This window comes from Vibrio sp. NH-7 (genome assembly GCF_053643215.1).
In genome coordinates this window covers 541705-563326 of sequence record NZ_CM132187.1, presented here as the reverse complement: position 1 = coordinate 563326, position 21622 = coordinate 541705, and the positions used below count along the sequence as shown (strand labels likewise).

The following is a 21622-nucleotide window of genomic DNA, read 5'->3' as shown; positions in this document are numbered from 1 at the left end:
CTTACAGGCCTGATTTCAGGCTAGCTTCAATAAATTTGTCTAGATCGCCATCCAGTACCGCTTGAGTATTGCGGTTTTCAACGCCTGTACGTAGATCTTTGATGCGCGAGTCATCAAGTACGTAAGAGCGGATTTGGCTACCCCAACCGATGTCAGATTTTGCATCTTCATTGGCTTGCTTCTCTGCATTCTGCTTTTGAATCTCTAATTCAAACAGTTTTGCGCGAAGCTGCTTCATCGCTTGGTCTTTGTTCTTATGCTGAGAACGGTCATTCTGACATTGAACCACAGTATTTGTTGGTACGTGAGTAATACGTACCGCCGATTCCGTGGTGTTAACGTGCTGACCACCCGCACCTGATGCACGGTATACGTCAATGCGTAGGTCAGAAGGGTTAATGTCGATGTCGATGTTGTCATCAATCTCTGGGTAGATAAACGCAGAAGCAAACGAAGTATGGCGACGACCGCTCGAGTCAAATGGCGATTTACGAACTAGACGGTGAACACCAGTCTCAGTGCGTAACCAACCGTAAGCGTATTCGCCAGAAATCTTAACCGTTGCACCTTTAAGGCCTGCCACTTCACCTTCTGATACTTCGATAACCTCGGTCTTGAAACCTTTCGCTTCAGCCCAACGAAGGTACATACGTAGCATCATTGAAGTCCAGTCTTGCGCTTCAGTACCACCTGAACCTGACTGCAAATCGATGTAGCAGTCTGATGCGTCATGGTCGCCTGAGAACATACGGCGGAATTCAAGCTTCTCTAGCTTCGCTTCTAGCTCTGCCAGTTCCGGTTCGATTTCGTCAAACGTTTCTTGATCTTCTTCTTCAACGGCAAGCTCTAAAAGACCATCAACGTCTTCAACACCTTGCTCAAGTTGATCAATGGTTTCAACAACCGCTTCGAGTGCAGAACGCTCTTTACCCAAAGCTTGTGCTCGCTCTGGTTCGTTCCACACATCCGGCTGTTCTAATTCTGCGTTGACTTCTTCTAGACGCTCTTGCTTAGCGTCATAGTCAAAGATACCCCCTCAGGACATTGGTGCGCTCAGACACGTCCTTTAGGCGGTTTTTAATAGGATTGATTTCAAACATGTTTGCTCAACATTTATGAATAGAATTTAACCGAAGAATTGTACTCAAAAGTGTGACGAAGATACAGGAATTTTTTATCAGCGAATAAAAATCCGATGCAATAAAAAATCCCCCGCTACGCCTTACGTAACAGGGGATCTTTGATTCAAATTTATTGCGTGATTATGCGGTTTCTTCCGCTAATTCGACTTGCTCAGATTTACCGATGAACAACATGCAAACCATCGCAGCAACAGTCGGCATTAGCCACCCCATGCCCACCTCAAAGAGAGGCAGCATGCTTAGTGCAGAAACATCAACACCCGCTACTTTTGCCGCATCAATAAGCGCGAACATCAAAGAGACAAGAATAACCACACGGTACGCCACTTTCGGGTTTGGTAGCTTTTGGCGAATAAACGTCAATGCAACCAGTGCAATCGCGACAGGGTAAAGAGCGAACAGAACTGGCACGGAAAGTGAAATAAGCTGCGACAAACCAACATTTGCCACCGTGGCACACGCAACACCAATAATGACAACCCACGCTTTGTAAGCAATTGGAGTGATCGAGCTGAAGTAGTCAGAACACGCAGAAATGATACCGATCGCCGTTGTTAAACACGCAAGAAGCACAATCACTGACAGTACAATTTGGCCATATGGACCAAACAGAGACTGCACATACATGCTAAGAATGGCACCACCGTTATCAGCACCTACGGCAACAGCTGCACTGGTCGCACCAAGGTAGAACAGTGAAACGTAAACAAATGCCAAGCCCGCAGCTGCAACAAGTGCTGCGCTGATCAGATATTTGGCGGTCGCACTTTGATCTTGGATGCCTTTTTTACGAAGGGCATCAACGATAAGACCACCAAACATCAAAGACGCGAAGGTATCCATGGTGTTGTAACCTTCAAGGAAACCTTTTTGCAGTGGGTGCGTTAGGTATTCACCTTGCGCGGCAATCATCTCACCTTGCGGATCGATAAATACAGCTGCAGCAAGAATAATCAAACCGATGAAAAGGACTGGCGTTAATACCTTACCGATAACGTCAATCAATTTACCTTGAGACCATGCGAAAGACATCGCTACCACAAAGAACAAGATTGAGAAAATCGTTAAGTGTAGCTGAGCTGCGTCAGCAAAAAACGGCTTAATCGCCATTTCATAGGCTACTAGACCAGTACGAGGTGCTGCAAATGCAGGGCCGATGATAATGAAGATCAGTACAGCGATGGTCATCGCAGCGCGCTTCGGTAAATCTTTTGTCAGGTGATCCCAAGAGCCACCAGCGACAGCGATAGCAACGATGGTAATAAGAGGTAGACCTACTGCTGTCAAAAGGAAACCAGTCATGGCTGGAATTAAGTTTTCACCAGCTAATTGACCGGCGAGTGGTGGAAAGATGATGTTACCTGCACCTAAAAAGAATGCGAAAAGCATAAAGCCAACCGCAATAATGTCTGATATTTTTAAAGTCTGCTTCACAGCTAACCCTTACATTTCTATTAATATGATGTTGTGTTTGTTGAAAGGTCGAATATGCCTTTCAATCGATAAATTAAGGCGCGCATAATGACGAAATACTCATCTATCCGCAACCGAAAGGCCAAAAACACCATATAAATTTATAAAAACAGCAAATTTGCAGCACATATCACTATATTAAAAAACTAACGCAGCAAGATTAACCAATCATTTTCAAAAACAATCGGCACACAAATAGAACAAAAAACCAAACAAACCATTAACAACAGTTCAAATAACTCAAAAACAATACCAATACCGACAAACATAAAACTTCATGAAAAAGACAAAAAGCTTTGAGTTTAAGCAGTTCAAAATCACCGGCGGCCTCTCTGGCATGCCAGTCAGTACCGATGGCGTTTTGCTTGGCGCCTGGGCTAACCTTAGCCAAGTAGATTTCTTACTCGATATAGGTACAGGAACAGGGTTACTGGCATTAATGTGCGCGCAGAGAAAACCCACTCTAACCATCGATGCGATTGATATCGACCAGAACGCATGTAATGCAGCGATAAGTAATTTTTCCAACTCCCCTTGGCAGGACAGACTCACGCTTCATCAAGGTGACATACTAAACGCAGAGTTTAGCCATCGCTTTGATGCCATCATTTGCAACCCGCCTTACTTCAATAGCGGAGAAAAGGCACAAGACACTAGCCGAGCAATCGCTCGCCACACCGACACACTCAATCACTCTTCGTTACTTACTCGCTGTTGGGAACGACTCACAGCTCAAGGCAAAGCCAGTTTTGTCCTCCCTGCCACTGAAGGAGAGGCCTTTATCTCACTTGCCATCGCTCAAGGTTGGCATGTGCAGCGCTTGTGCCGAGTCAAAACCACAGAAATGAAAGCAGTAAGTAGGCTTTTGATTCAAATAGGAAAAGAGCCCATAGGTAGTGAAACATCCGAACTCACGATTCGTACCACAGATGGCTACAGTGACGCGTTTATCCAACTAACAAAGGCGTTTTATCTAAAGATGTAGAAAATAAGGTGTGATCCTTGTCACCGAACACTCTATAATACGACCCCTTAAATTTAATGCTCACATCAACTCGCTTGTGGAGACCTTATAGTGATCAGAAATTTCGCTGAATTGGAGCTAGACCCTAACCTACTCCTCGCCATTGAAGAAATGGGTTATGACCGCCCAACACAAATTCAGGCTGAAGCCATTCCGCAAGCGTTAGATGGCCGAGATATCTTGGCTTCAGCCCCGACTGGTACGGGGAAAACAGCCGCTTTTGTTTTGCCTGCGCTGCAATATTTACAAGACTTTCCTCGTCGTAAACCGGGGCCTGCTCGTATTCTGATCCTGACTCCGACACGTGAGTTAGCAATGCAGGTCGCAGACCAAGCTCGCGCACTGGCTAAGCATACTAAGCTGAATATCTTCACCATTACCGGCGGTGTTCAGTACCAAGAGCACGCGGACATCTTAGGTAAAACCCAAGATATCGTAGTAGCAACACCAGGACGCTTGATGGAGTACATCAACGCAGAGCGCTTCGACTGTCGTGCGATTGAATGGCTGGTCCTTGATGAAGCGGATCGCATGCTAGATATGGGCTTTGGCCCAACAGTGGATCGTTTGTCTAACGAGTGTCGTTGGCGTAAACAAACACTATTGTTCTCGGCAACACTGGAAGGTAAAGGCGTTGAAGGCTTCACTGCAGATCTACTTAAAGATCCAGCAGATATTGATGCGGAACCATCTCGTCGTGAGCGCAAAAAAATCGCCCAGTGGTACCATCGTGCTGACGATATGAACCACAAACTTGAACTGCTGAAGAAGATCATCACGGATCAAGCTGAGCGTTCAATCGTGTTCTTAAAAACTCGTGAGCGTCTTGGCGAGCTGCGTACTGAACTCGAAAAAGCGCAAATCCCTTGTGCATGGATTCAAGGTGAAATGCCACAAGATCGTCGTAACAATGCCATCGCGCGTTTTCGAGACGGTACGGTGAATGTACTTCTGGCAACCGACGTTGCGGCTCGTGGTATCGATCTTCCTGATGTAAGCCATGTCATTAACTATGACATGCCACGCAGTGCGGATGTGTACCTACACCGTATTGGTCGTACTGCTCGCGCAGGGAAGAAAGGTAATGCGGTATCTCTTGTTGAAGCGCACGACCAACCAATGCTAGATCGCGTTGCTCGCTACGTAAAAGAAGACATCAAAGAGCGTTTCATCAAAGAGATGCGCCCTAAACATAAAAAACCTGTATTTAAGAAGAAGAAAAAAGACGACAAAAAGAAAACAGCCGCGAAAGGTAAGAAGAAAGTCGCTAAGAAGAAAAAGTAACGTCTTGATTCAATAATACTGCAAGGGTTGATGTGAAAGCATCAATCCTTTTTTATGCGCAGAACAATTGGTTTACAGAGCGCGTTGAAAGATTCCTTGCTCAATCCTTCGTCGCTCCATGGAATGACACACAAAAAATACCGCCTTGCTAAAGCGGTATCTTTTAAGCTTAGATTTTCAATATGATTCTAAGTAGTTGGGGTTAGAACAAGGCAACAAGCAAATTCAGCCCCATGAGCATAGTCCACTATGTGATTGGGGTGAATTTGCGAAGTTAACGCAGTTATCACCCCAAATACGACGAAGATTAATGTTCGCGAGTCGCGCGGAACTCCACTTCTGGAAAACGCTCTTTTGCCAGATTTAGATTTACCATCGTTGGGGCGATGTACGTTAGGTTATCACCACCATCCAATGCTAGGTTGGTTTGATTCTTACGCTGGAACTCATCCAGTTTTTTACCATCAGAGCACTCAACCCAACGAGCCGTTGCGACGTTAACACTCTCGTAGATGGCTTCTACGTTGTATTCGGCTTTAAGGCGCGCAACAACCACATCAAACTGCAGCACACCCACAGCACCAACAATCAAATCATTGTTTTGTAGTGGACGGAACACCTGTACAGCGCCCTCTTCAGAAAGCTGAACTAGGCCTTTAAGCAATTGTTTCTGCTTCAGTGGGTCACGCAAGCGAATACGACGGAACAATTCAGGTGCAAAGTTAGGAATACCTGAGAATTTCAGAGATTCACCTTGAGTGAAGGTATCACCGATTTGGATTGTACCGTGGTTGTGAAGACCAATGATGTCACCAGCATACGCATTTTCAGCTCGCGAACGATCGCCTGCCATAAAGGTAACCGCATCTGAAATGTTGATTTGCTTACCGATACGCACATGGTTCATCTTCATGCCTTGCTTATAAGTACCCGACACAATGCGCATGAAAGCAATGCGGTCGCGGTGCTTCGGATCCATGTTAGCTTGGATCTTAAACACGAATCCTGAGAAGTTTTCTTCAGTCGCTTCAACTGAGCGTTCATTCGCTTCACGTGTTTGAGGTGCAGGAGCCCACTTGGTTAGACCGTCTAGCATGTGGTCAACACCGAAGTTACCTAGTGCCGTACCGAAGTAAACCGGGGTCAACTCACCTTTCAGGAACAGCTCCAAATCAAATTCAGGACATGCACCCATTACCAGCTCAAGTTCCTCACGAACACTCTCAGCAAGATCAGCGCCTACTGCTTCATCAAGTTCTGGGTTATCCAACCCTTTAATTGTGCGTACTTCTTGAATTTCATGACCATGACCAGATTCATACAGGATCGTTTCATCACGGTGGATATGGTAGACACCCTTGAACTCTTTACCACAACCAATTGGCCAAGAGATCGGGGCACACATCATACCCAATTCGCTTTCAACTTCATCAAGCACTTCCATTGGGTCACGTACATCACGGTCCAATTTGTTCATGAAGGTGACTATTGGCGTGTCACGCAGACGTGTTACTTCCATTAGCTTGCGGGTACGATCCTCGACACCTTTCGCCGCGTCAATCACCATCAGGCAAGAGTCAACGGCCGTCAGAGTACGGTAGGTATCTTCCGAAAAGTCTTCGTGTCCAGGAGTATCAAGTAGATTGACCAGACAATCATTGTATGGAAACTGCATGACCGACGTCGTTACCGAAATACCACGCTCTTTTTCCATTTCCATCCAGTCTGACTTAGCGTGTTGAGCAGAGCCACGACCTTTTACCGTACCAGCAGTTTGAATAGCGCGTCCGAAAAGTAGTACTTTTTCAGTAATGGTGGTTTTACCCGCATCTGGGTGCGAGATAATGGCGAACGTTCTGCGCTTAGAAACTTCACCAAGAAAAGCTGTATTTGACATCAAAAGATCTTCTTTTGTCTGGTTACCAGAAGCCTAAAAATCAGTTACTCTGACTGTTGCGGCCGTTAGATTCAATTTTGCGCGGTATTCTCTCTCATATTCTCTTGAGGGGCAACTTCAAGGACGAAAATGGCTCAATAACAGAGTCATTGAAGGGACAAATTAAAATATCAATAAATATAGGCTATAACTAAAGGAGTAGAGGGAACTTGATACGACTATGCCGAAAAGCCAAAAGATAAATTCATTAGCCTTCAGACAAGCCAAAACCGTCTTTCTAGTTTCTGTGCTGCTAGGAATCTGTTTCAGCTTATATCATATTTTGGTGGATCTTCATCAGGAGCAAAAGCGCATCGAAGAACACTATCAGTTCAAGCTGTTGCAAAACTACTCCAATGCTAGCCAAGCTGCGTATCATTTAAATCAATTACTTGCAGAACAAGTCGCGTCCAGTTTAATGATGGATAATGCAATCTATCGAGTGGAGATCATTGATGATTTCGGTGATGTTCTAACGCGGAAGGAAAATAGCGTATCCCTGCAAGGAGGCTTTACAGAAGCCCTCTCCAACTACTTGACGCCGACAACGCCAGTCTACACCACAGAGTTACACCAGCCCAATTCACATGTCGTGGTGGGCACGCTGGCCTTTTCAGTCAACGGCGCCAATATCGCCAAAGAGTTTATTTCCAAAACCAGTAAAATTTTACTGTTTGATTTATTCAGGAACATACTTCTTACGTCTATTTTGCTGTTCTTTTTCTATCAAAAACTGTCTAAGCCTTTGGTCACGCTTATCGACTGGGTGCGTTCACTGCAGAACAACAAAAGCGACATTCCACCACCGACGCTGTATCGAGATGACGAACTTGGCCATCTTGCAAAAACCTTTCACAGCCTTTGGAAAGACAGAGAAGCCGCTGAAGTTAAGTTGAACCAGCTTGCCTACTACGATTCATTAACTGGGCTCGCCAATCGCAGTTTGCTACTCCAGTTATTGGGAAAAGCAATTGATGACTCCAACGTTAGAAGTGAAACTGGTGCACTCTTCTACCTCGACTTGGATCGCTTCAAAACCATTAATGACTCGCTCGGCCACACCATTGGCGATCACTTACTAAAAGCAATTTCGATGAGGATTGAGGCGTGGTTAAAAGACGATTACACCGCCGCGCGCATTGGTGGTGATGAGTTCGCGATCTTGTTACCCAACACAAATGCTGAAAAAGCGCATGAACTGGCGCAGCAACTTTTAGCTTTGATATCGAACCCCTATTCCATTGACGATCACCAGCTCTATTGCTCCATGAGCGTCGGCATTGCACTGTTCCCTTCTGTGGGTAACACCAACATTGATGTATTGCGCCAAGCGGATACTGCGCTATACAGAGCCAAGGTGAGCGGTCGCAATAAATACACCTTCTATGAACCTGAAATGCAGGCTCAAGTTGAGTCCTTCCTTGAAATAGAAAAAGGGCTACACGAAGCACTGAACAAAGGTCACCTTGAACTTTACTACCAGCCTCAAGTAAACAGTGAGCATCAAATCATTGGCGTAGAAGCGCTCATTCGCTGGAACCACCCAGAAAAAGGGTTGTTGCCACCCGGGGTATTTATGCCCATCGCAGAGGAGACAGGACAGATTCTTCAGATCGGTAATTGGATTATCGAGAAGGCGTGTTATCAATATGCCACTTGGCAAAAAGACGGCGTACTGCCGGAGACCTTCCGCCGTTTAGCCATCAACATTAGTCCTTTGCAGTTCTCTCAGGACTCGTTTGTCGAACACATCCATGACGCTTTGACACAAGCCAACATCAGTGGCGATCAAATCGAGCTGGAAATTACAGAAAATCTACTGCTAGAAAATGTAGAAAGTGCCATCCAAAAGATGGTGAAGTTAAAAGAGTACAATTTGAAGACATCGATTGATGACTTCGGTACAGGCTACTCTTCGCTTAAATACCTCAAACATCTGGCTGTCGATGTGTTGAAGATCGACCGCTCGTTTGTCACCCAACTGCACCTCGATGAAAGTGACCAAGCCATTGTTGATACCATCATCATGACCGCGAAACGACTTAACTTAGAGGTCATTGCCGAGGGCGTAGAGGACTGCAATGAACTCAATACCCTCAAAGAGTTAGGCTGCGATCAGTTCCAAGGTTACTTATTCGACAAGCCTCTACCAGCGAGTGAGCTCACGGAGCGCTTTACGAGAAATTACTACGCGATTGAAGACGGTTCGCCCATTAAAGCGATCCAGAAATAGCCCATCTTAAAAGAAGATGTAACTCATAATGAGTGCATCTTCTTTTCCTTTGTCTGTTGGATAGTAGTTGAGTCTTCTATCTACCTCGTTAAATCCGACAGCTTCATATAGGCTAAAGGCGCGCGCGTTGCTTTCTCGAACTTCAAGCCAAATACTCTCAGCACCACCTTCTTGGCATATCGAGATTAGATGCTCAATAAGCGCTTTGCCGTACCCTTTCCCTTGCAAAATGGGATCGACAGCAATATTGAGTAGCGTCACTTCTCCAACAATATTCTGTGCGTAAAAATAGCCAACAAGTTTATCGCCATCGAACATCACGTGATGGCAAGCACCTCGACTATCAATATCGCGGATTAAAGTTTCCGACCAAGGGTGAGTGTGAGCCAAGCATTCGATACGATAGACATCGCCTAAGTGTTCAGGCGCGAGTGGAATACAATGTAAAGTCATAATGTTTATTGGTAGGTACAAATTTGCTGCCACAACGAGCGGCGGTGTTGGGTATTACCATCGATCTCTTCAAGCAACGGAGAGGTTAGCGTTTTGGCTGTCACTTCCTTATTCTTATCGCAGCCTGCAAACCACACCCACTCTAAAGAATGTTGGCTAAGTAAGCCAAGTTGCTCTGGATAGATGTGCAATGCCTGCTCAAGTGACAAGTTGATGCTTTTTAAAACGCGCTCAAACATCACAGCTGTCGCCCCTTGAGGTAACTGAGGAGAGACTAGCAATAGTTGGCATGACTCGGGCAATACCCACTTCGGAGTCGAGTAGCCAAGTAATCGTTCAGGGTGCGCGATCTCATAACTCTGAATACCCATCTCATGTAAAAACTGTTGCTCTTGTTGCGTCATACCGACCCACCACCATTTAAAACGCGCCCATGCTACCACAAATCAAGCGGACAGAATCAACCATTTCAGTGTGACTTTCAGCATTCCAGAAAAACAAAAGCGCCACTCGATGGTAGCGCTTTGAGCTCGGAAAGAGAGGCTTAGAAGCTAGCTTTCACTGCTTCTGCAATCTTAAGTGCCGACGATTGAACTAGCTCTGCATCTTCACCCTCAACCATCACTCGAATCAACGGCTCAGTACCAGACTTACGCAGTAGCACGCGTCCCTTTTCACCAAGCTCTGCTTCCACTTCTTTGGTTGCAGTAATCACCGCAGCCGCTTCAAGTGGGTTAGAATCGCCAGAGAAACGGACATTTTCAAGCACTTGAGGGTATAGTTTCATTCCTTGTGATAGGTCATGAAGTGTCATGTCGCTCCCCACAACCGAAGCAATCACTTGCAGCGCAGCAACAATCGCATCACCTGTTGTGACTTTGTCCAGTAGGATCACGTGACCCGAGTTTTCAGCACCGATCTTCCAGCCTTTTTCAAGCAGTTGTTCCATTACGTAGCGATCGCCTACTGCCGCACGAACAAAAGGAATACCAAGTTGCTTAAGGCCATTTTCCATACCAAGGTTAGTCATTAGCGTACCAACGACACCACCTTTTAGCTCACCACGGCGAAGCGCGTCGCGTGCGATGATGTAAGCAATTTGGTCACCGTCAATCTTGTTGCCCAAATGGTCAACCATGATGATACGATCACCATCACCATCAAAGGCAAGACCAAGGTGTGCCTGCTCTTCAACCACGCGTTTTTGCAGTGCACGCACATCAGTCGCACCCACTTCGTGGTTAATGTTTGTGCCGTTAGGCTCTACGCCCATTGCGACCACTTCTGCACCAAGTTCTTTAAATACGTTAGGCGCAATGTGGTAAGTCGCACCATGAGCACAATCGACAACAATCTTAAGATTGGCAAGGCTAAGCTCAGATGGGAAAGTACTCTTACAAAACTCAATGTAACGACCTGCTGCATCATTTAAGCGCGTCGCTTTACCGAGTTCCGCCGATTCAACACACTCGATCTCTTTGTCCAGTTCCGCTTCAATCGCCAGCTCAATATCATCAGGAAGTTTAGTGCCCTCAGATGAGAAGAACTTAATGCCGTTGTCATAGTATGGGTTGTGTGAAGCAGAGATAACAATGCCCGCTTCGGCACGGAAAGTTTGCGTCAAGTAAGCTACAGCAGGCGTTGGCATTGGACCGGTAAACGTTGCTTTTAGTCCCGCAGCGGCAAGACCAGCTTCGAGAGCAGATTCCAGCATATAGCCAGAAATACGGGTATCTTTACCAATAATGACTTTCTTTGTTCCCTGTTTTGCCAGTACGCGACCAGCAGCCCAGCCAAGCTTTAGTACAAAATCCGGTGTAATTGGGTATTGCCCAACTTTGCCACGAACACCATCTGTACCAAAATAACGTCTTTTGTCAGACATAATGAATCCTTTTTATAATCGTTTTTGCGTTTAACGGTTTTGCCTAACCATTGAAACTATTTTCATCGCATCAAGCGTTTGCTCAAAATCATGCACGCGTATAATTTGCGCGCCTTTCATCGCTGCGATTGTAGCGCAACTGACACTCGCAGCAACACACTCTGCTGGCGTCTTATCCAAGAGTTTGAACACCATAGATTTACGGGACATGCCCGCTAAAATCGGCAAACCAAACTGATGAAACTGCTCTAAGTGGGCCAGCATATGATAGTTATGCTCTATCGTTTTACCAAAGCCAAAGCCGGGGTCTAATATAAGCTGCTCACGCTTGATCCCAACGCCCTCACAAGCCTCAACTCGCTCCTCCAGAAACTGGCCAACTTCAATAAGTAAATCATCATAATGCGGATTTGCTTGCATCGTTCTTGGTTGCCCTTGCATGTGCATCAAACACACTGGTAAACCCGTTTCTGCCGCAACGTGCAGCGCTCCGGGCTCTTGCAATGCTCTAACATCATTAATGATGTCTGCTCCAGCTTGCGCGGCTTGGCGCATCACTTCAGCTTTGCTCGTATCGACAGAAATCCAAACATCATGCTTTTCTCGAATCGCTTTAATGACCGGGATAACACGATTGAGTTCTTCAGTCAGTTCAACGTCTGGCGCGCCAGGACGTGTAGATTCACCACCAATATCAATAATAGTGACGCCGGCATCAATCATACGTTGAGCTTGTTGGAGCGCATTGTCTAAGGAGTTGTATTTTCCGCCATCCGAGAAGGAATCTGGTGTGACGTTAAGTATCCCCATGACTTGAGGAGTGGATAAGTCTAAGACTTTGTTATTTGCAGTGATTATCATAATAAATACAAAAACCCCGAGTTGCCTCGGGGTTTATCTAATCAAACTCAATTACTCAGAGTCTTTTTTCTCTGTCGCTTCAGTAGAAGAACTTTCCTGAGACGCTGGTTGCTCTTCAGCTTTTGCTTCAGAGGTTGTCTCTTCAGGCTTTTCGTCTACTTTTTCTTCTTTCGCTTCCGGCTTGTTGTTTTGGTTATCACCCCAGCCCGCTGGTTCGCGAATTTCAGATTTACGTGCCATTAGATCGTCAATCTGACCGGCATCAATCGTCTCGTACTTCATCAACGCGTCTTTCATCGCGTGCATGATATCCATGTTGTCTTCTAGGATCTGTTTTGCACGAGCGTAGTTGCGATCAATGATTTGACGAATTTCAGTATCGATAAGCTTCGCAGTGTCATCAGACATATGTTTAGTCTGCGTCACGCTGCGGCCTAGGAACACTTCGCCTTCTTCTTCAGCGTATAGCAGAGGACCCAGTTTTTCAGAGAAGCCCCATTGCGTCACCATCTTACGAGCAATGTCAGTCGCACGTTCGATATCGTTCGAAGCACCAGTCGAGACTTTATCTGCACCGTAAATAAGCTCTTCAGCTAAACGACCACCGTAAAGGCTTGAAACCATAGACTCTAGGTGTTGACGAGACATGCTTACACGATCTTGCTCAGGAAGATACATCGTCACACCTAGCGCACGGCCACGTGGAATGATAGATACCTTGTACACTGGATCGTGTTCTGGCACTAGACGACCAACAATTGCGTGACCTGCTTCGTGGTACGCTGTTGACTCTTTAGTCTCTTCAGACATCACCATAGAGCGGCGCTCTGCACCCATCATGATCTTGTCTTTCGCCAGCTCGAACTCAACCATAGAAACGTTGCGCTTGTTACCGCGAGCCGCAAATAGTGCCGCTTCGTTCACTAGGTTAGCAAGGTCAGCACCTGAGAAGCCTGGAGTACCACGTGCGATTAGAGAAGGCTCTACGTCACCTGCTAGAGGCACTTTACGCATGTGTACTTTAAGAATCTGCTCACGACCACGTACATCTGGTAGACCAACCACCACTTGACGGTCAAAGCGACCAGGACGTAGAAGCGCTGGGTCAAGTACGTCTGGACGGTTAGTCGCAGCGATAACGATGATACCTTCGTTACCTTCAAAGCCATCCATTTCTACCAGCATTTGGTTCAGTGTTTGCTCACGCTCATCGTGGCCACCACCAACACCAGCACCACGCTGACGACCTACTGCATCGATTTCATCGATAAAGATAATACAAGGTGCTGCTTTCTTCGCTTGTTCAAACATGTCACGTACACGGGATGCACCGACACCAACGAACATTTCTACAAAATCAGAACCAGAGATAGTAAAGAATGGTACTTTCGCTTCACCGGCAATCGCTTTCGCAAGTAGCGTTTTACCAGTACCAGGAGGACCAACCATCAGAACACCCGTAGGGATCTTACCGCCCAGTTTTTGGAAGCGGCTTGGATCACGTAGGTAGTCCACCAACTCTTTTACGTCTTCTTTTGCTTCATCACAGCCAGCAACATCAGCAAACGTTGTTTTGATTTGCTCTTCGCTCATCATACGAGCTTTGCTCTTACCGAAAGACATAGCGCCTTTACCGCCGCCACCTTGCATTTGACGCATGAAGAAAATCCACACACCAATTAGCAAAATCATCGGGAACCAAGAGATGAAGATAGTACCTAGCAAGCTTTGCTCTTCAGGAGGCGTGCCTTGTACTTTTACATTTTGGTTAATTAGGTCATCAAGGAGCTTCTGGTCGTAGACTGGCATGTAAGTAACATAACGCGCGCCGCCGCCACGACGAGTGAAAGTAATCTCACCGTCTTTAAAAGTTGCTTCCTGAATCTGGCCTTGGCCAACTTCCTGTACAAACGTGGTGTAATCCACCGCTCTGCCATTGCTCTCTCCAGGGCCAAAGCTCTGGAATACCGACATCAATACGACAGCGATAACAAGCCACAGAATTAAATTTTTTGCCATGTCACTCAAGGTGTAAGCCTCTCGATAACTAATTGTAATTAAAGGTAGGGTACTACAGTTTATAACCTGTAGCTATAGTGTTAACTTGCCTCCCAGAAGGCAAAATAGTTAACCTTTGTAACCAGTGGCTACAACGAAGACTTCTCGGGAGCGAGCTCGCGAAGAGTCAGGTTTTCTAATTTTTACGACTTTAAACATGTCTCGGACTTCTTTCACAAACTGATCGAAGCCTTCCCCCTGGAAAACCTTTACAACAAAGCTACCATTAGGGGCTAGAACTTGTCGACACATATCTAGAGCCAATTCAACCAAATACATTGCTCTCGGCTGATCAACCGAATTATTACCCGCGATGTTAGGTGCCATATCTGACATGACCACATCCACCATTGAAGGTTGGATTCGGTCAAGCAGCGCTTCTAAGACGGCATCGTCACGAAAGTCACCTTGAAGGAAACTAACTCCTGCAATCGGATCCATTGGAAGTAAGTCACAGGCAATGATCTGACCACTGTCTCCTATTATCTTAGCAGCATATTGAGACCAACCACCGGGAGCAGCACCTAAGTCGACAACCGTCATACCAGGTTTTAGTAGTTTGTCTTTAGTTTGGATCTCTTCCATCTTGAAATAAGCACGAGAACGGTAGCCTTTTTTACGAGCTTCATTCGCGTATTTATCATCAAAGTGTTCTTTCAACCAGCGGCCTGAGCTAGCTGAATGTTTCTGTTTACTCATTTTAATCCCAATAAGGCACAAATAGGAGCTATTGTTTTAATAGGCTGAACCTATTACTCAATAAATTATAGTCTTCAGCAATAGATGGCGTTAAAATAGCTTTTTTCAACCCTTATTTTAAAGAAAATTGGCCGCGAAATGAACCTAAGCACTAAACAAAAGCAGCATCTAAAAGGCCTAGCGCACAGTCTAAAACCTGTCGTGCTTATGGGCGCAAACGGACTCACTGAAGCTGTTCTAGCGGAAATTGAAATTGCTCTAAACCACCACGAGCTAATCAAAGTAAAAGTCGCATCGGAAGACCGTGAGACTAAAAACCTGATTATCGATGCAATTATCCGCGAAACTGAAGCGGAAAAAGTACAAGTAATCGGTAAAACGCTAGTTCTTTTCCGTCAAACGGATGAGCGCAAAATCGAGCTACCACGTAAATAACTCTAGTTACGTTAGCAACAAAAAAGGTCGCCTATGCGACCTTTTTTAGTATTGGTGTTTACGCTAACGCTTAGATGTACTCTACGCGGTCGATCTCAAAGTCGCGATCGCCACCAGGTGTAGAGATTGCAACCTCATCACCTTCCATCTTACCGATAAGACCACGCGCAATTGGCGAACTTACCGAGATTCGACCTGATTTGATATCCGCTTCGTCATCACCAACGATTTGGTATCTCTTCTCTTCATCTGTATCGACGTCAATCAATGTCACCGTCGAACCAAAGATAACTTTACCTGAATTATCCATTTTGGTTACGTCGATAACTTGCGCCACTGAAAGCTTGTACTCAATATCACGGATTTGAGCTTCACAAATACCTTGCTCTTCACGTGCAGCATGATATTCCGCGTTTTCTTTCAGATCACCTAGCTCACGAGCTTCAGCAATTGCTTCAGAAATTTGTGGGCGAAGTTTTAATAGGCGGTCGAGTTCTTCACGTAGCTGCTTTTCGCCACGTACCGTCATAGGGACTTTTTCCATTGTTTACCTCATTCCAAAGCTATCTTTGGACAAAACAAAACTACCTAACCGCAGGGATTAGGTAGTGAGTTAACTAATCAATTTATTCTAGTGTAAACAAACTTGGCAACTAAATCACCATAAATCCCACACATCAAAAGGTTGCTCACATTGGTACTGATAATTTTTAAATCAGCACCTTCAATGAAATGTAAAAACGTCCTTATTCAACTAAAAAAACGTAAAAAACAGCCGTGTCAGAGCAATGTCAAACATGCATGAAAAACCATACAAATCATAAACTTGATGTTTTTTAACACCAAATAAAACAGTGTTCATAATTCGAATTTATATCATTTTACTAACCCATCAGGGAACTTACACGTTAAAACATTGCTCACCGATTGCTCTCATCGAGTGAAGACTTTCTTCAGATTTCTAACATGAATCTTGAATATGAGTATTGATTCACAGGAGCAATAATTAGAGGATAACTCATGCAAACTGTGTTATCGCTCGCATATAACTATTTATGGACAGTAAATTAGGACTTATAAGATGAACAAAACTCTGATTGCTCTTGCAGTTTCAGCTGCAGCAGTGGCTACTGGCGCAAACGCGGCAGAAATCTACAACCAAGACGGCACTACTCTGGAAATGGGCGGCCGTGCTGAAGCACGTCTTTCACTAAAAGACGGTAAAGCGCAAGACAACTCTCGCGTACGTCTAAACTTCCTAGGTACAACTCAAATCACTGACGGTCTATACGGCGTTGGTTTCTACGAAGGTGAATTCACCACTGCAGACAACAAAGACGAAGATGATATCGATCACCGATACATCTACGCAGGTCTAGGCGGCAAATTTGGTGAAGTAACTTACGGTAAAAACGACGGTGCTCTGGGCGTGATTACAGATTTCACAGATATCATGGCTTACCACGGTAACTCTGCAGCGCACAAAATCGCTGCTGCTGACCGTGTAGACAACATGATTTCTTACAAAGGCCAATTCAACGACCTAAGCCTAAAAGCAAGCTACCGCTTCGCTGACCGCACAGAGGGTACAACATCTAACCCAGGTGCATACGGTGACAACGGTGAGGATGGTTACTCTCTATCTGCTATCTACGCTGTTGCTGATACTGGCCTAAATCTAGGTGCAGGTTACGCAGACCAAGCTGACCAAAATGAATACATGCTTGCAGCGTCTTACTCAATCCAAGATCTGTACCTTGCAACGGTATACACTAACGGTGAGCTAGACAAGAAAGACGCGGACTACACTGGTTACGAATTCGCAGCTGCGTACACGCTAAACCAAACTGTGTTCAGCACTACGTACAACAACGCTGAAACTAATGGCGAAACATCAGCTGACAACGTTGCAATTGACGCGACTTACTACTTCAAGCCTAACTTCCGTGGCTATGTATCTTACAACTTCAACCTTATCGACAAAGGCGACAAGCTAGGTAAAGTTGGTAGCAACGGTACAGCATCTTCTATGGATGCAGAAGACGAACTAGCAATCGGTCTACGTTACGACTTCTAATTTGTGACTAACAGTCATGAATCTAAGACGCCCGCTCTATAGCGGGCGTTTTTTTTACTGGTTATACTGACTCATGCCCATCCAATAGCCGACAACTGAATCATGAAAACCTTGTGTATTACCACTCTACTTTCCGTCTGTACGACTTTTTCCTGCCTAGCCTACTCTCCACTAGAGTCACTACCGAAAGGACATAGGGCAGGCTTACTGGTCGAGCGGTTAGACAAACCACAAGTGCTATTGACCACAAACAACAAAACTCAGTACTTTCCTCCTGCGAGCACGTTAAAAATCGTCACGGCGCTCGCGGCGAAACTCGAGCTGGGCGACAACTTTCGCTTCACGACCACAATAGGTAAAGCGGATAAAGATATCGTGATTCGGTTTTCTGGCGATCCAACCTTGACCACCGACGATCTCAAACAACTATTGATCTCAGCTCAGCAGCAAGGACTTAAAAAGATCGAAGGCGATCTGTGGCTCGACAATAGTGCGTTTACTGGTTACGACCGCGCTGTGGGCTGGCCTTGGGACATACTGGGGGTTTGCTACAGTGCGCCAGCGAGTGCTATAACCTTGGATGAAAACTGCGTTCAAGCCTCTATTTACACAGAGGCAAATCAAAAGACTCGCGTTTACGTACCTGAGCATTTTCCTATTTATGCCTCAACCTCTGCCATCAGCGTCACTAAAACTGAGCAAGAGGCAACCCAATGCGATTTAGGTCTTATTTCATCGCCAGATAATCACTACCAATTACAAGGCTGCTTGGTCGAACGGAGCAAACCTCTACCACTTAAGTTCGCGGTACAAAATCCTGAATTGTATACTCAGCGAATGCTTCACACCTTGCTCACTCAGCTCAATCTCGAGATTGAGGGTAATATTCGTGTTGGCAAGCCAAAACTTGATAACCAAATCCTCGCTGAACACCATTCAGTGTCGCTGCTCCCTATGTTGGATGAGATGCTAAAACGATCCGACAACTTGATTGCAGACAACCTAACCAAAACGATAGGCAGCCAGTTCTTTATTCAGCCCGGGAGCTTTTCCAACGGAACGAAAGCGATCAAACAGATCATCTTCGCTCATACCGGAGTCGACTTATCTAACACTCCGCTCGCAGACGGCTCGGGATTATCACGCAATAACCGTTTTAGCAGCGAGGACATGGCGAAAATACTGCGCTACATTTGGCAAAATGATGAGCAGCTCAATTTGATTGCATTGCTGCCTAAGTCTGGTGAAAGCGGAACGTTGAAATATCGTCGAAGTATGCGAAAAAGTCCTGTAAAAGGAGCGATTGTCGGTAAAAGTGGCTCACTCTATGGTAGCTATAATATGGCAGGCTTTGGTACCGATGCCAGTGGAGAGCCCAAGACGCTATTTGTCCAATTCATTACGGATTACCATCAAGCAAAAGAAAAGAGCGAGGGTAAACCTACCGTCGCTCCAATAACTCAGTTCGAGACCTTGTTTTACAAGGATGTGATCTCATTTAGTCAGGCAATACCCAAGAAATAGTTCACCACGGTGAAGTAAATCCACATACCCGAAATATCGACGATAGACGCCAACACTGGACTCACAAGCACCGCAGGGTCCAGTTTGAACGCTCTCGCAAGGATAGGTAATAGCCCTCCTAACGTTGTCGACATGGTCACTTGAATAAACAGCGCGACTGCAATCGCGATTGCAATGGTGTTGAGCTCAAAGCCTCCCGCAGTGGATCCATCGCTAAACATTAGAATGCGACCAACCATTACCAAAGAGATGGCAAACGCCAAGCACAGCGCCACTCGGCTCTCTTTCCAAAAAACCTTGACCCACTGCCGTTTCTTGAGCTCTCCCGTCGCTAGCGCGCGAATCACCAAGGTTGCCGCTTGCGTTCCAGTGTTACCACCAGCTGCGGCGATCACGGGCATATAGATCGCCAATAAAACAAGCTGACTAAGTGTATCTTCATATTGAGCAATGATAAGTCCTGAGACAATCCCCAACAGCGCTAGAGCGATGATCCAACCAATTCGTTGCTTCACATGCTCTACGACAGAGGTACTCAAATAACCGTTAGCCGTCTCAACTTCTGAATGAATAAACCCGAGTTGATGAGCGTAATGGCGAGCGCGCTTGTCATGCCCTTCATTTTCCAACAGAGATAGTAATTGCTGAACATAGCCAACAGAGCAGTGATGCAGTATCGCCACCGCCTCTTCTATTGGCATCACGGTTAGCAGATGCACTTGTTGATTTTGTTCGTACTGCAAAAATGCATTACGAGCCGCACCAATCTCTTCTTGAGAAAAGTGTGTGTTGTTTTCGATATACGTATTGCTCATTACCGTCATGGCGAATCTCCCGATTGGCAATAGGTAACGACCATCAAATACAGAATGGTAAACAAACGGTGACGTTTAGACACGAAAAGCAACCTAAACGTATTGAAAGGTAAATATGTTCTGTATTTAGTTTCTAGTTTTCGAGGAGAAAAACATGAGGAATCAAAGAAAAGAGGATTGCTCTACCAAACAGGTAGAGGCGGAAACGACAATACCGGCGTGGTTTATTTTTCTCCCTTGCTACTAGGAGGATGGTCGATATTGTTCATAAAAGTCTCCAAATAAACTGCCATACTGACAGCGCGAGCATAGTAACAAAACCTAGGCAAAAAAACAGTCAATTTGAAGTCAAAAAGCCTAACATTTGAGATGGTTATAACTCTGCATTTAAATATAAAAAAAAGCGCCTAAAAGGCGCTTCAATTCAAAGTATTATCAATTAGTTGATGGTAATACGTGCAAACTTGCGTTTACCAACTTGGAACACATAAGTGCCCGCTTCTGGGGCAAACTTAGAGTCTGCCACTTTTTCACCATCAATCTTCGCAGCACCTTGCTTAACCATGCGCATCGCTTCTGAAGTCGAGGCACATAAGCCCGCTTCCTTCAGTAGGTTGCTGACTGGAAGACCCGCATCAAATGCAAATTCTGGCATTTCATCAGGGATCTGGTTTTTAGCAAAACGGTTAACGAACTCTTGCTCTGCCGCATCAGCATCGGCTTCACTGTGGAAACGCGCGATGATCTCTTTCGCTAAGGCAACTTTCACATCTCGTGGGTTCTTGCCAGATTCTACACCAGCTTTGAGCTCGGCAATTTCCTCTAGTGGGCGGAATGAAAGCAACTCATAGTAATTCCACATTAGGTCATCAGAGATCGACATGATCTTACCGAACATTTCGCTAGGCGCTTCACTAATACCAATGTAGTTGTGCGCTGACTTAGACATTTTCTTCTCGCCATCTAGACCAACAAGAAGTGGCATCGTCAGAACAACTTGTGGCTTCTGACCATGTGCTTTTTGCAGTTCACGGCCCATTAGCAGGTTGAACTTTTGGTCCGTACCACCAAGCTCAACGTCCGTTTCCATTGCCACCGAGTCATAGCCTTGTAGGAGTGGATACATAAACTCGTGGATAGCAATCGGCTGGCCGCCTGAGTAACGCTTTTTGAAGTCATCACGCTCAAGCATACGAGCAACAGTCTGGTTGGCAGCAAGACGAATCATGCCCTCTGCACCTAACTCAGAAAGCCACTCAGAGTTGAATTGAATCTTAGTCTTTGCTGGGTCAAGAATCTTAAACACCTGCTCTTTATACGTTTCTGCGTTACGCAGTACGTCTTCACGAGTCAATGGTGGACGAGTTGTGTTTTTACCCGTTGGGTCACCAACCATGCCAGTGAAGTCACCGATTAGGAATGTCACATCATGACCTAGCTCTTGGAAAGCACGCAGTTTGTTTAGGATAACTGTGTGGCCTAGATGGATGTCCGGTGCGGTTGGATCGGCACCTAATTTGATGCGAAGAGGACGCCCCTCTTTCAATTTGGCAATCAGTTCTTCTTCTGGAATTAGTTCGTCAACACCGCGCTTAATCTCGGCTAGTGCAGCTTCAATGCTCGCCATTCTTGTTCACTCCCACAGATTTGGCAAAAATTTAATAGTTTGCCATATTACTTGAATAGCGATGCTTTTTGAAACCAGTTAGACTAAACAGCTAGG

At 45.5% G+C, this 21622-nt stretch carries 18 protein-coding genes; 6 read left to right on the top strand and 12 right to left on the bottom strand.

Annotated elements, in window-relative coordinates:
* Nucleotide 1: 1 nt before the first annotated feature.
* Nucleotides 2-1100 (bottom strand): peptide chain release factor 2 gene (prfB, locus tag ACUALS_RS02800; protein WP_126575070.1). Its coding sequence is split into 2 segments (ribosomal slippage): nucleotides 2-1024 and nucleotides 1026-1100, totalling 1098 coding nucleotides; the frame shifts between segments, so codons are not numbered across the junction.
* Between the two features lie 162 nt (nucleotides 1101-1262).
* Nucleotides 1263-2576, bottom strand: coding sequence for a branched-chain amino acid transport system II carrier protein (brnQ, locus tag ACUALS_RS02795; protein ID WP_454448809.1), 1314 nt, complete (start codon nucleotides 2574-2576; stop codon nucleotides 1263-1265).
* 316 nt (nucleotides 2577-2892) lie between these two features.
* Between brnQ and ACUALS_RS02790 the strand changes: the two genes are divergently transcribed.
* Nucleotides 2893-3600, top strand: a complete 708-nt coding sequence (locus ACUALS_RS02790; RefSeq protein ID WP_454448808.1) for a tRNA1(Val) (adenine(37)-N6)-methyltransferase — start codon at nucleotides 2893-2895, stop codon at nucleotides 3598-3600.
* A 90-nt stretch (nucleotides 3601-3690) separates the two neighbouring features.
* Nucleotides 3691-4923, top strand: coding sequence for an ATP-dependent RNA helicase SrmB (srmB, locus tag ACUALS_RS02785; protein WP_038191261.1), 1233 nt, complete (start codon nucleotides 3691-3693; stop codon nucleotides 4921-4923).
* A gap of 307 nt (nucleotides 4924-5230) precedes the next feature.
* Here the strand turns inward: srmB and prfC are convergent, their stop codons facing one another.
* Nucleotides 5231-6820, bottom strand: coding sequence for a peptide chain release factor 3 (gene prfC / locus ACUALS_RS02780; protein ID WP_005474296.1), 1590 nt, complete (start codon nucleotides 6818-6820; stop codon nucleotides 5231-5233).
* Nucleotides 6821-7040: 220 nt separating this feature from the next.
* Here prfC and ACUALS_RS02775 point away from each other — a divergent pair, with 220 nt between their 5' ends.
* Nucleotides 7041-9092: a putative bifunctional diguanylate cyclase/phosphodiesterase gene (locus ACUALS_RS02775; protein ID WP_454448807.1), complete on the top strand. Its 2052-nt coding sequence runs from the start codon at nucleotides 7041-7043 to the stop codon at nucleotides 9090-9092.
* A 6-nt stretch (nucleotides 9093-9098) separates the two neighbouring features.
* On the opposite strand, the gene rimI is transcribed toward ACUALS_RS02775, so the two are convergent.
* The 6 genes from rimI to rlmE form a co-directional block, all read right to left on the bottom strand.
* Nucleotides 9099-9545, bottom strand: a complete 447-nt coding sequence (rimI, locus tag ACUALS_RS02770; RefSeq protein WP_454448806.1) for a ribosomal protein S18-alanine N-acetyltransferase — start codon at nucleotides 9543-9545, stop codon at nucleotides 9099-9101.
* Between the two features lie 5 nt (nucleotides 9546-9550).
* A complete protein-coding gene (locus ACUALS_RS02765) occupies nucleotides 9551-9949 on the bottom strand; it encodes a DNA polymerase III subunit psi (protein ID WP_454448805.1) in 399 nt (132 codons plus the stop codon).
* Between the two features lie 140 nt (nucleotides 9950-10089).
* Nucleotides 10090-11430, bottom strand: coding sequence for a phosphoglucosamine mutase (glmM, locus tag ACUALS_RS02760; RefSeq protein ID WP_005474251.1), 1341 nt, complete (start codon nucleotides 11428-11430; stop codon nucleotides 10090-10092).
* A 30-nt stretch (nucleotides 11431-11460) separates the two neighbouring features.
* The gene (folP, locus tag ACUALS_RS02755; protein WP_005474256.1) at nucleotides 11461-12291 is read right to left on the bottom strand and encodes a dihydropteroate synthase; all 831 of its coding nucleotides are present in this window, start codon (nucleotides 12289-12291) and stop codon (nucleotides 11461-11463) included.
* A gap of 51 nt (nucleotides 12292-12342) precedes the next feature.
* Nucleotides 12343-14310, bottom strand: a complete 1968-nt coding sequence (gene ftsH / locus ACUALS_RS02750; RefSeq protein ID WP_038137539.1) for an ATP-dependent zinc metalloprotease FtsH — start codon at nucleotides 14308-14310, stop codon at nucleotides 12343-12345.
* Between the two features lie 108 nt (nucleotides 14311-14418).
* Nucleotides 14419-15048: a 23S rRNA (uridine(2552)-2'-O)-methyltransferase RlmE gene (gene rlmE, locus ACUALS_RS02745; protein ID WP_005474337.1), complete on the bottom strand. Its 630-nt coding sequence runs from the start codon at nucleotides 15046-15048 to the stop codon at nucleotides 14419-14421.
* Nucleotides 15049-15186: 138 nt separating this feature from the next.
* On the opposite strand from rlmE, the gene yhbY reads away from it, so the two are divergent.
* A complete protein-coding gene (gene yhbY, locus ACUALS_RS02740; protein WP_005474258.1) occupies nucleotides 15187-15483 on the top strand; it encodes a ribosome assembly RNA-binding protein YhbY in 297 nt (98 codons plus the stop codon).
* A 70-nt stretch (nucleotides 15484-15553) separates the two neighbouring features.
* Here yhbY and greA read toward each other — a convergent pair whose 3' ends face one another.
* Complete coding sequence (greA, locus tag ACUALS_RS02735; protein ID WP_005474321.1) at nucleotides 15554-16027, bottom strand: transcription elongation factor GreA; 474 nt, start codon at nucleotides 16025-16027, stop codon at nucleotides 15554-15556.
* Between the two features lie 537 nt (nucleotides 16028-16564).
* Between greA and ACUALS_RS02730 the strand changes: the two genes are divergently transcribed.
* Complete coding sequence (locus tag ACUALS_RS02730; protein WP_454448804.1) at nucleotides 16565-17560, top strand: porin; 996 nt, start codon at nucleotides 16565-16567, stop codon at nucleotides 17558-17560.
* A gap of 102 nt (nucleotides 17561-17662) precedes the next feature.
* The gene (gene dacB, locus ACUALS_RS02725) at nucleotides 17663-19084 is read left to right on the top strand and encodes a serine-type D-Ala-D-Ala carboxypeptidase (RefSeq protein ID WP_454448803.1); all 1422 of its coding nucleotides are present in this window, start codon (nucleotides 17663-17665) and stop codon (nucleotides 19082-19084) included.
* On the opposite strand, the gene ACUALS_RS02720 is transcribed toward dacB, so the two are convergent.
* On the bottom strand, nucleotides 19063-19908 hold the full coding sequence (locus tag ACUALS_RS02720; protein WP_005474315.1) for a magnesium transporter: 846 nt from the start codon (nucleotides 19906-19908) through the stop codon (nucleotides 19063-19065). The genes dacB and ACUALS_RS02720 overlap by 22 nt on opposite strands.
* 430 nt (nucleotides 19909-20338) lie before the next feature.
* The gene (tyrS, locus tag ACUALS_RS02715; protein WP_005474244.1) at nucleotides 20339-21526 is read right to left on the bottom strand and encodes a tyrosine--tRNA ligase; all 1188 of its coding nucleotides are present in this window, start codon (nucleotides 21524-21526) and stop codon (nucleotides 20339-20341) included.
* Nucleotides 21527-21622: the final 96 nt, after the last annotated feature.

Excerpts from the sequence above, each read along its gene's own strand:
- yhbY (WP_005474258.1), top strand. The coding sequence starts at position 15,187 with ATGAACCTAAGCACTAAACAAAAGCAGCATCTAAAAGGCCTAGCGCAC.
- ACUALS_RS02765 (WP_454448805.1), bottom strand. The coding sequence starts at position 9,949 with ATGACGCAACAAGAGCAACAGTTTTTACATGAGATGGGTATTCAGAGT.
- ACUALS_RS02790 (WP_454448808.1), top strand. The coding sequence starts at position 2,893 with ATGAAAAAGACAAAAAGCTTTGAGTTTAAGCAGTTCAAAATCACCGGC.
- tyrS (WP_005474244.1), bottom strand. The coding sequence starts at position 21,526 with ATGGCGAGCATTGAAGCTGCACTAGCCGAGATTAAGCGCGGTGTTGAC.
- ACUALS_RS02775 (WP_454448807.1), top strand. The coding sequence starts at position 7,041 with ATGCCGAAAAGCCAAAAGATAAATTCATTAGCCTTCAGACAAGCCAAA.
- rimI (WP_454448806.1), bottom strand. The coding sequence starts at position 9,545 with ATGACTTTACATTGTATTCCACTCGCGCCTGAACACTTAGGCGATGTC.
- glmM (WP_005474251.1), bottom strand. The coding sequence starts at position 11,430 with ATGTCTGACAAAAGACGTTATTTTGGTACAGATGGTGTTCGTGGCAAA.
- dacB (WP_454448803.1), top strand. The coding sequence starts at position 17,663 with ATGAAAACCTTGTGTATTACCACTCTACTTTCCGTCTGTACGACTTTT.
- folP (WP_005474256.1), bottom strand. The coding sequence starts at position 12,291 with ATGATAATCACTGCAAATAACAAAGTCTTAGACTTATCCACTCCTCAA.
- ACUALS_RS02720 (WP_005474315.1), bottom strand. The coding sequence starts at position 19,908 with ATGACGGTAATGAGCAATACGTATATCGAAAACAACACACACTTTTCT.
- greA (WP_005474321.1), bottom strand. The coding sequence starts at position 16,027 with ATGGAAAAAGTCCCTATGACGGTACGTGGCGAAAAGCAGCTACGTGAA.
- ACUALS_RS02730 (WP_454448804.1), top strand. The coding sequence starts at position 16,565 with ATGAACAAAACTCTGATTGCTCTTGCAGTTTCAGCTGCAGCAGTGGCT.
- prfC (WP_005474296.1), bottom strand. The coding sequence starts at position 6,820 with ATGTCAAATACAGCTTTTCTTGGTGAAGTTTCTAAGCGCAGAACGTTC.
- rlmE (WP_005474337.1), bottom strand. The coding sequence starts at position 15,048 with ATGAGTAAACAGAAACATTCAGCTAGCTCAGGCCGCTGGTTGAAAGAA.
- ftsH (WP_038137539.1), bottom strand. The coding sequence starts at position 14,310 with ATGGCAAAAAATTTAATTCTGTGGCTTGTTATCGCTGTCGTATTGATG.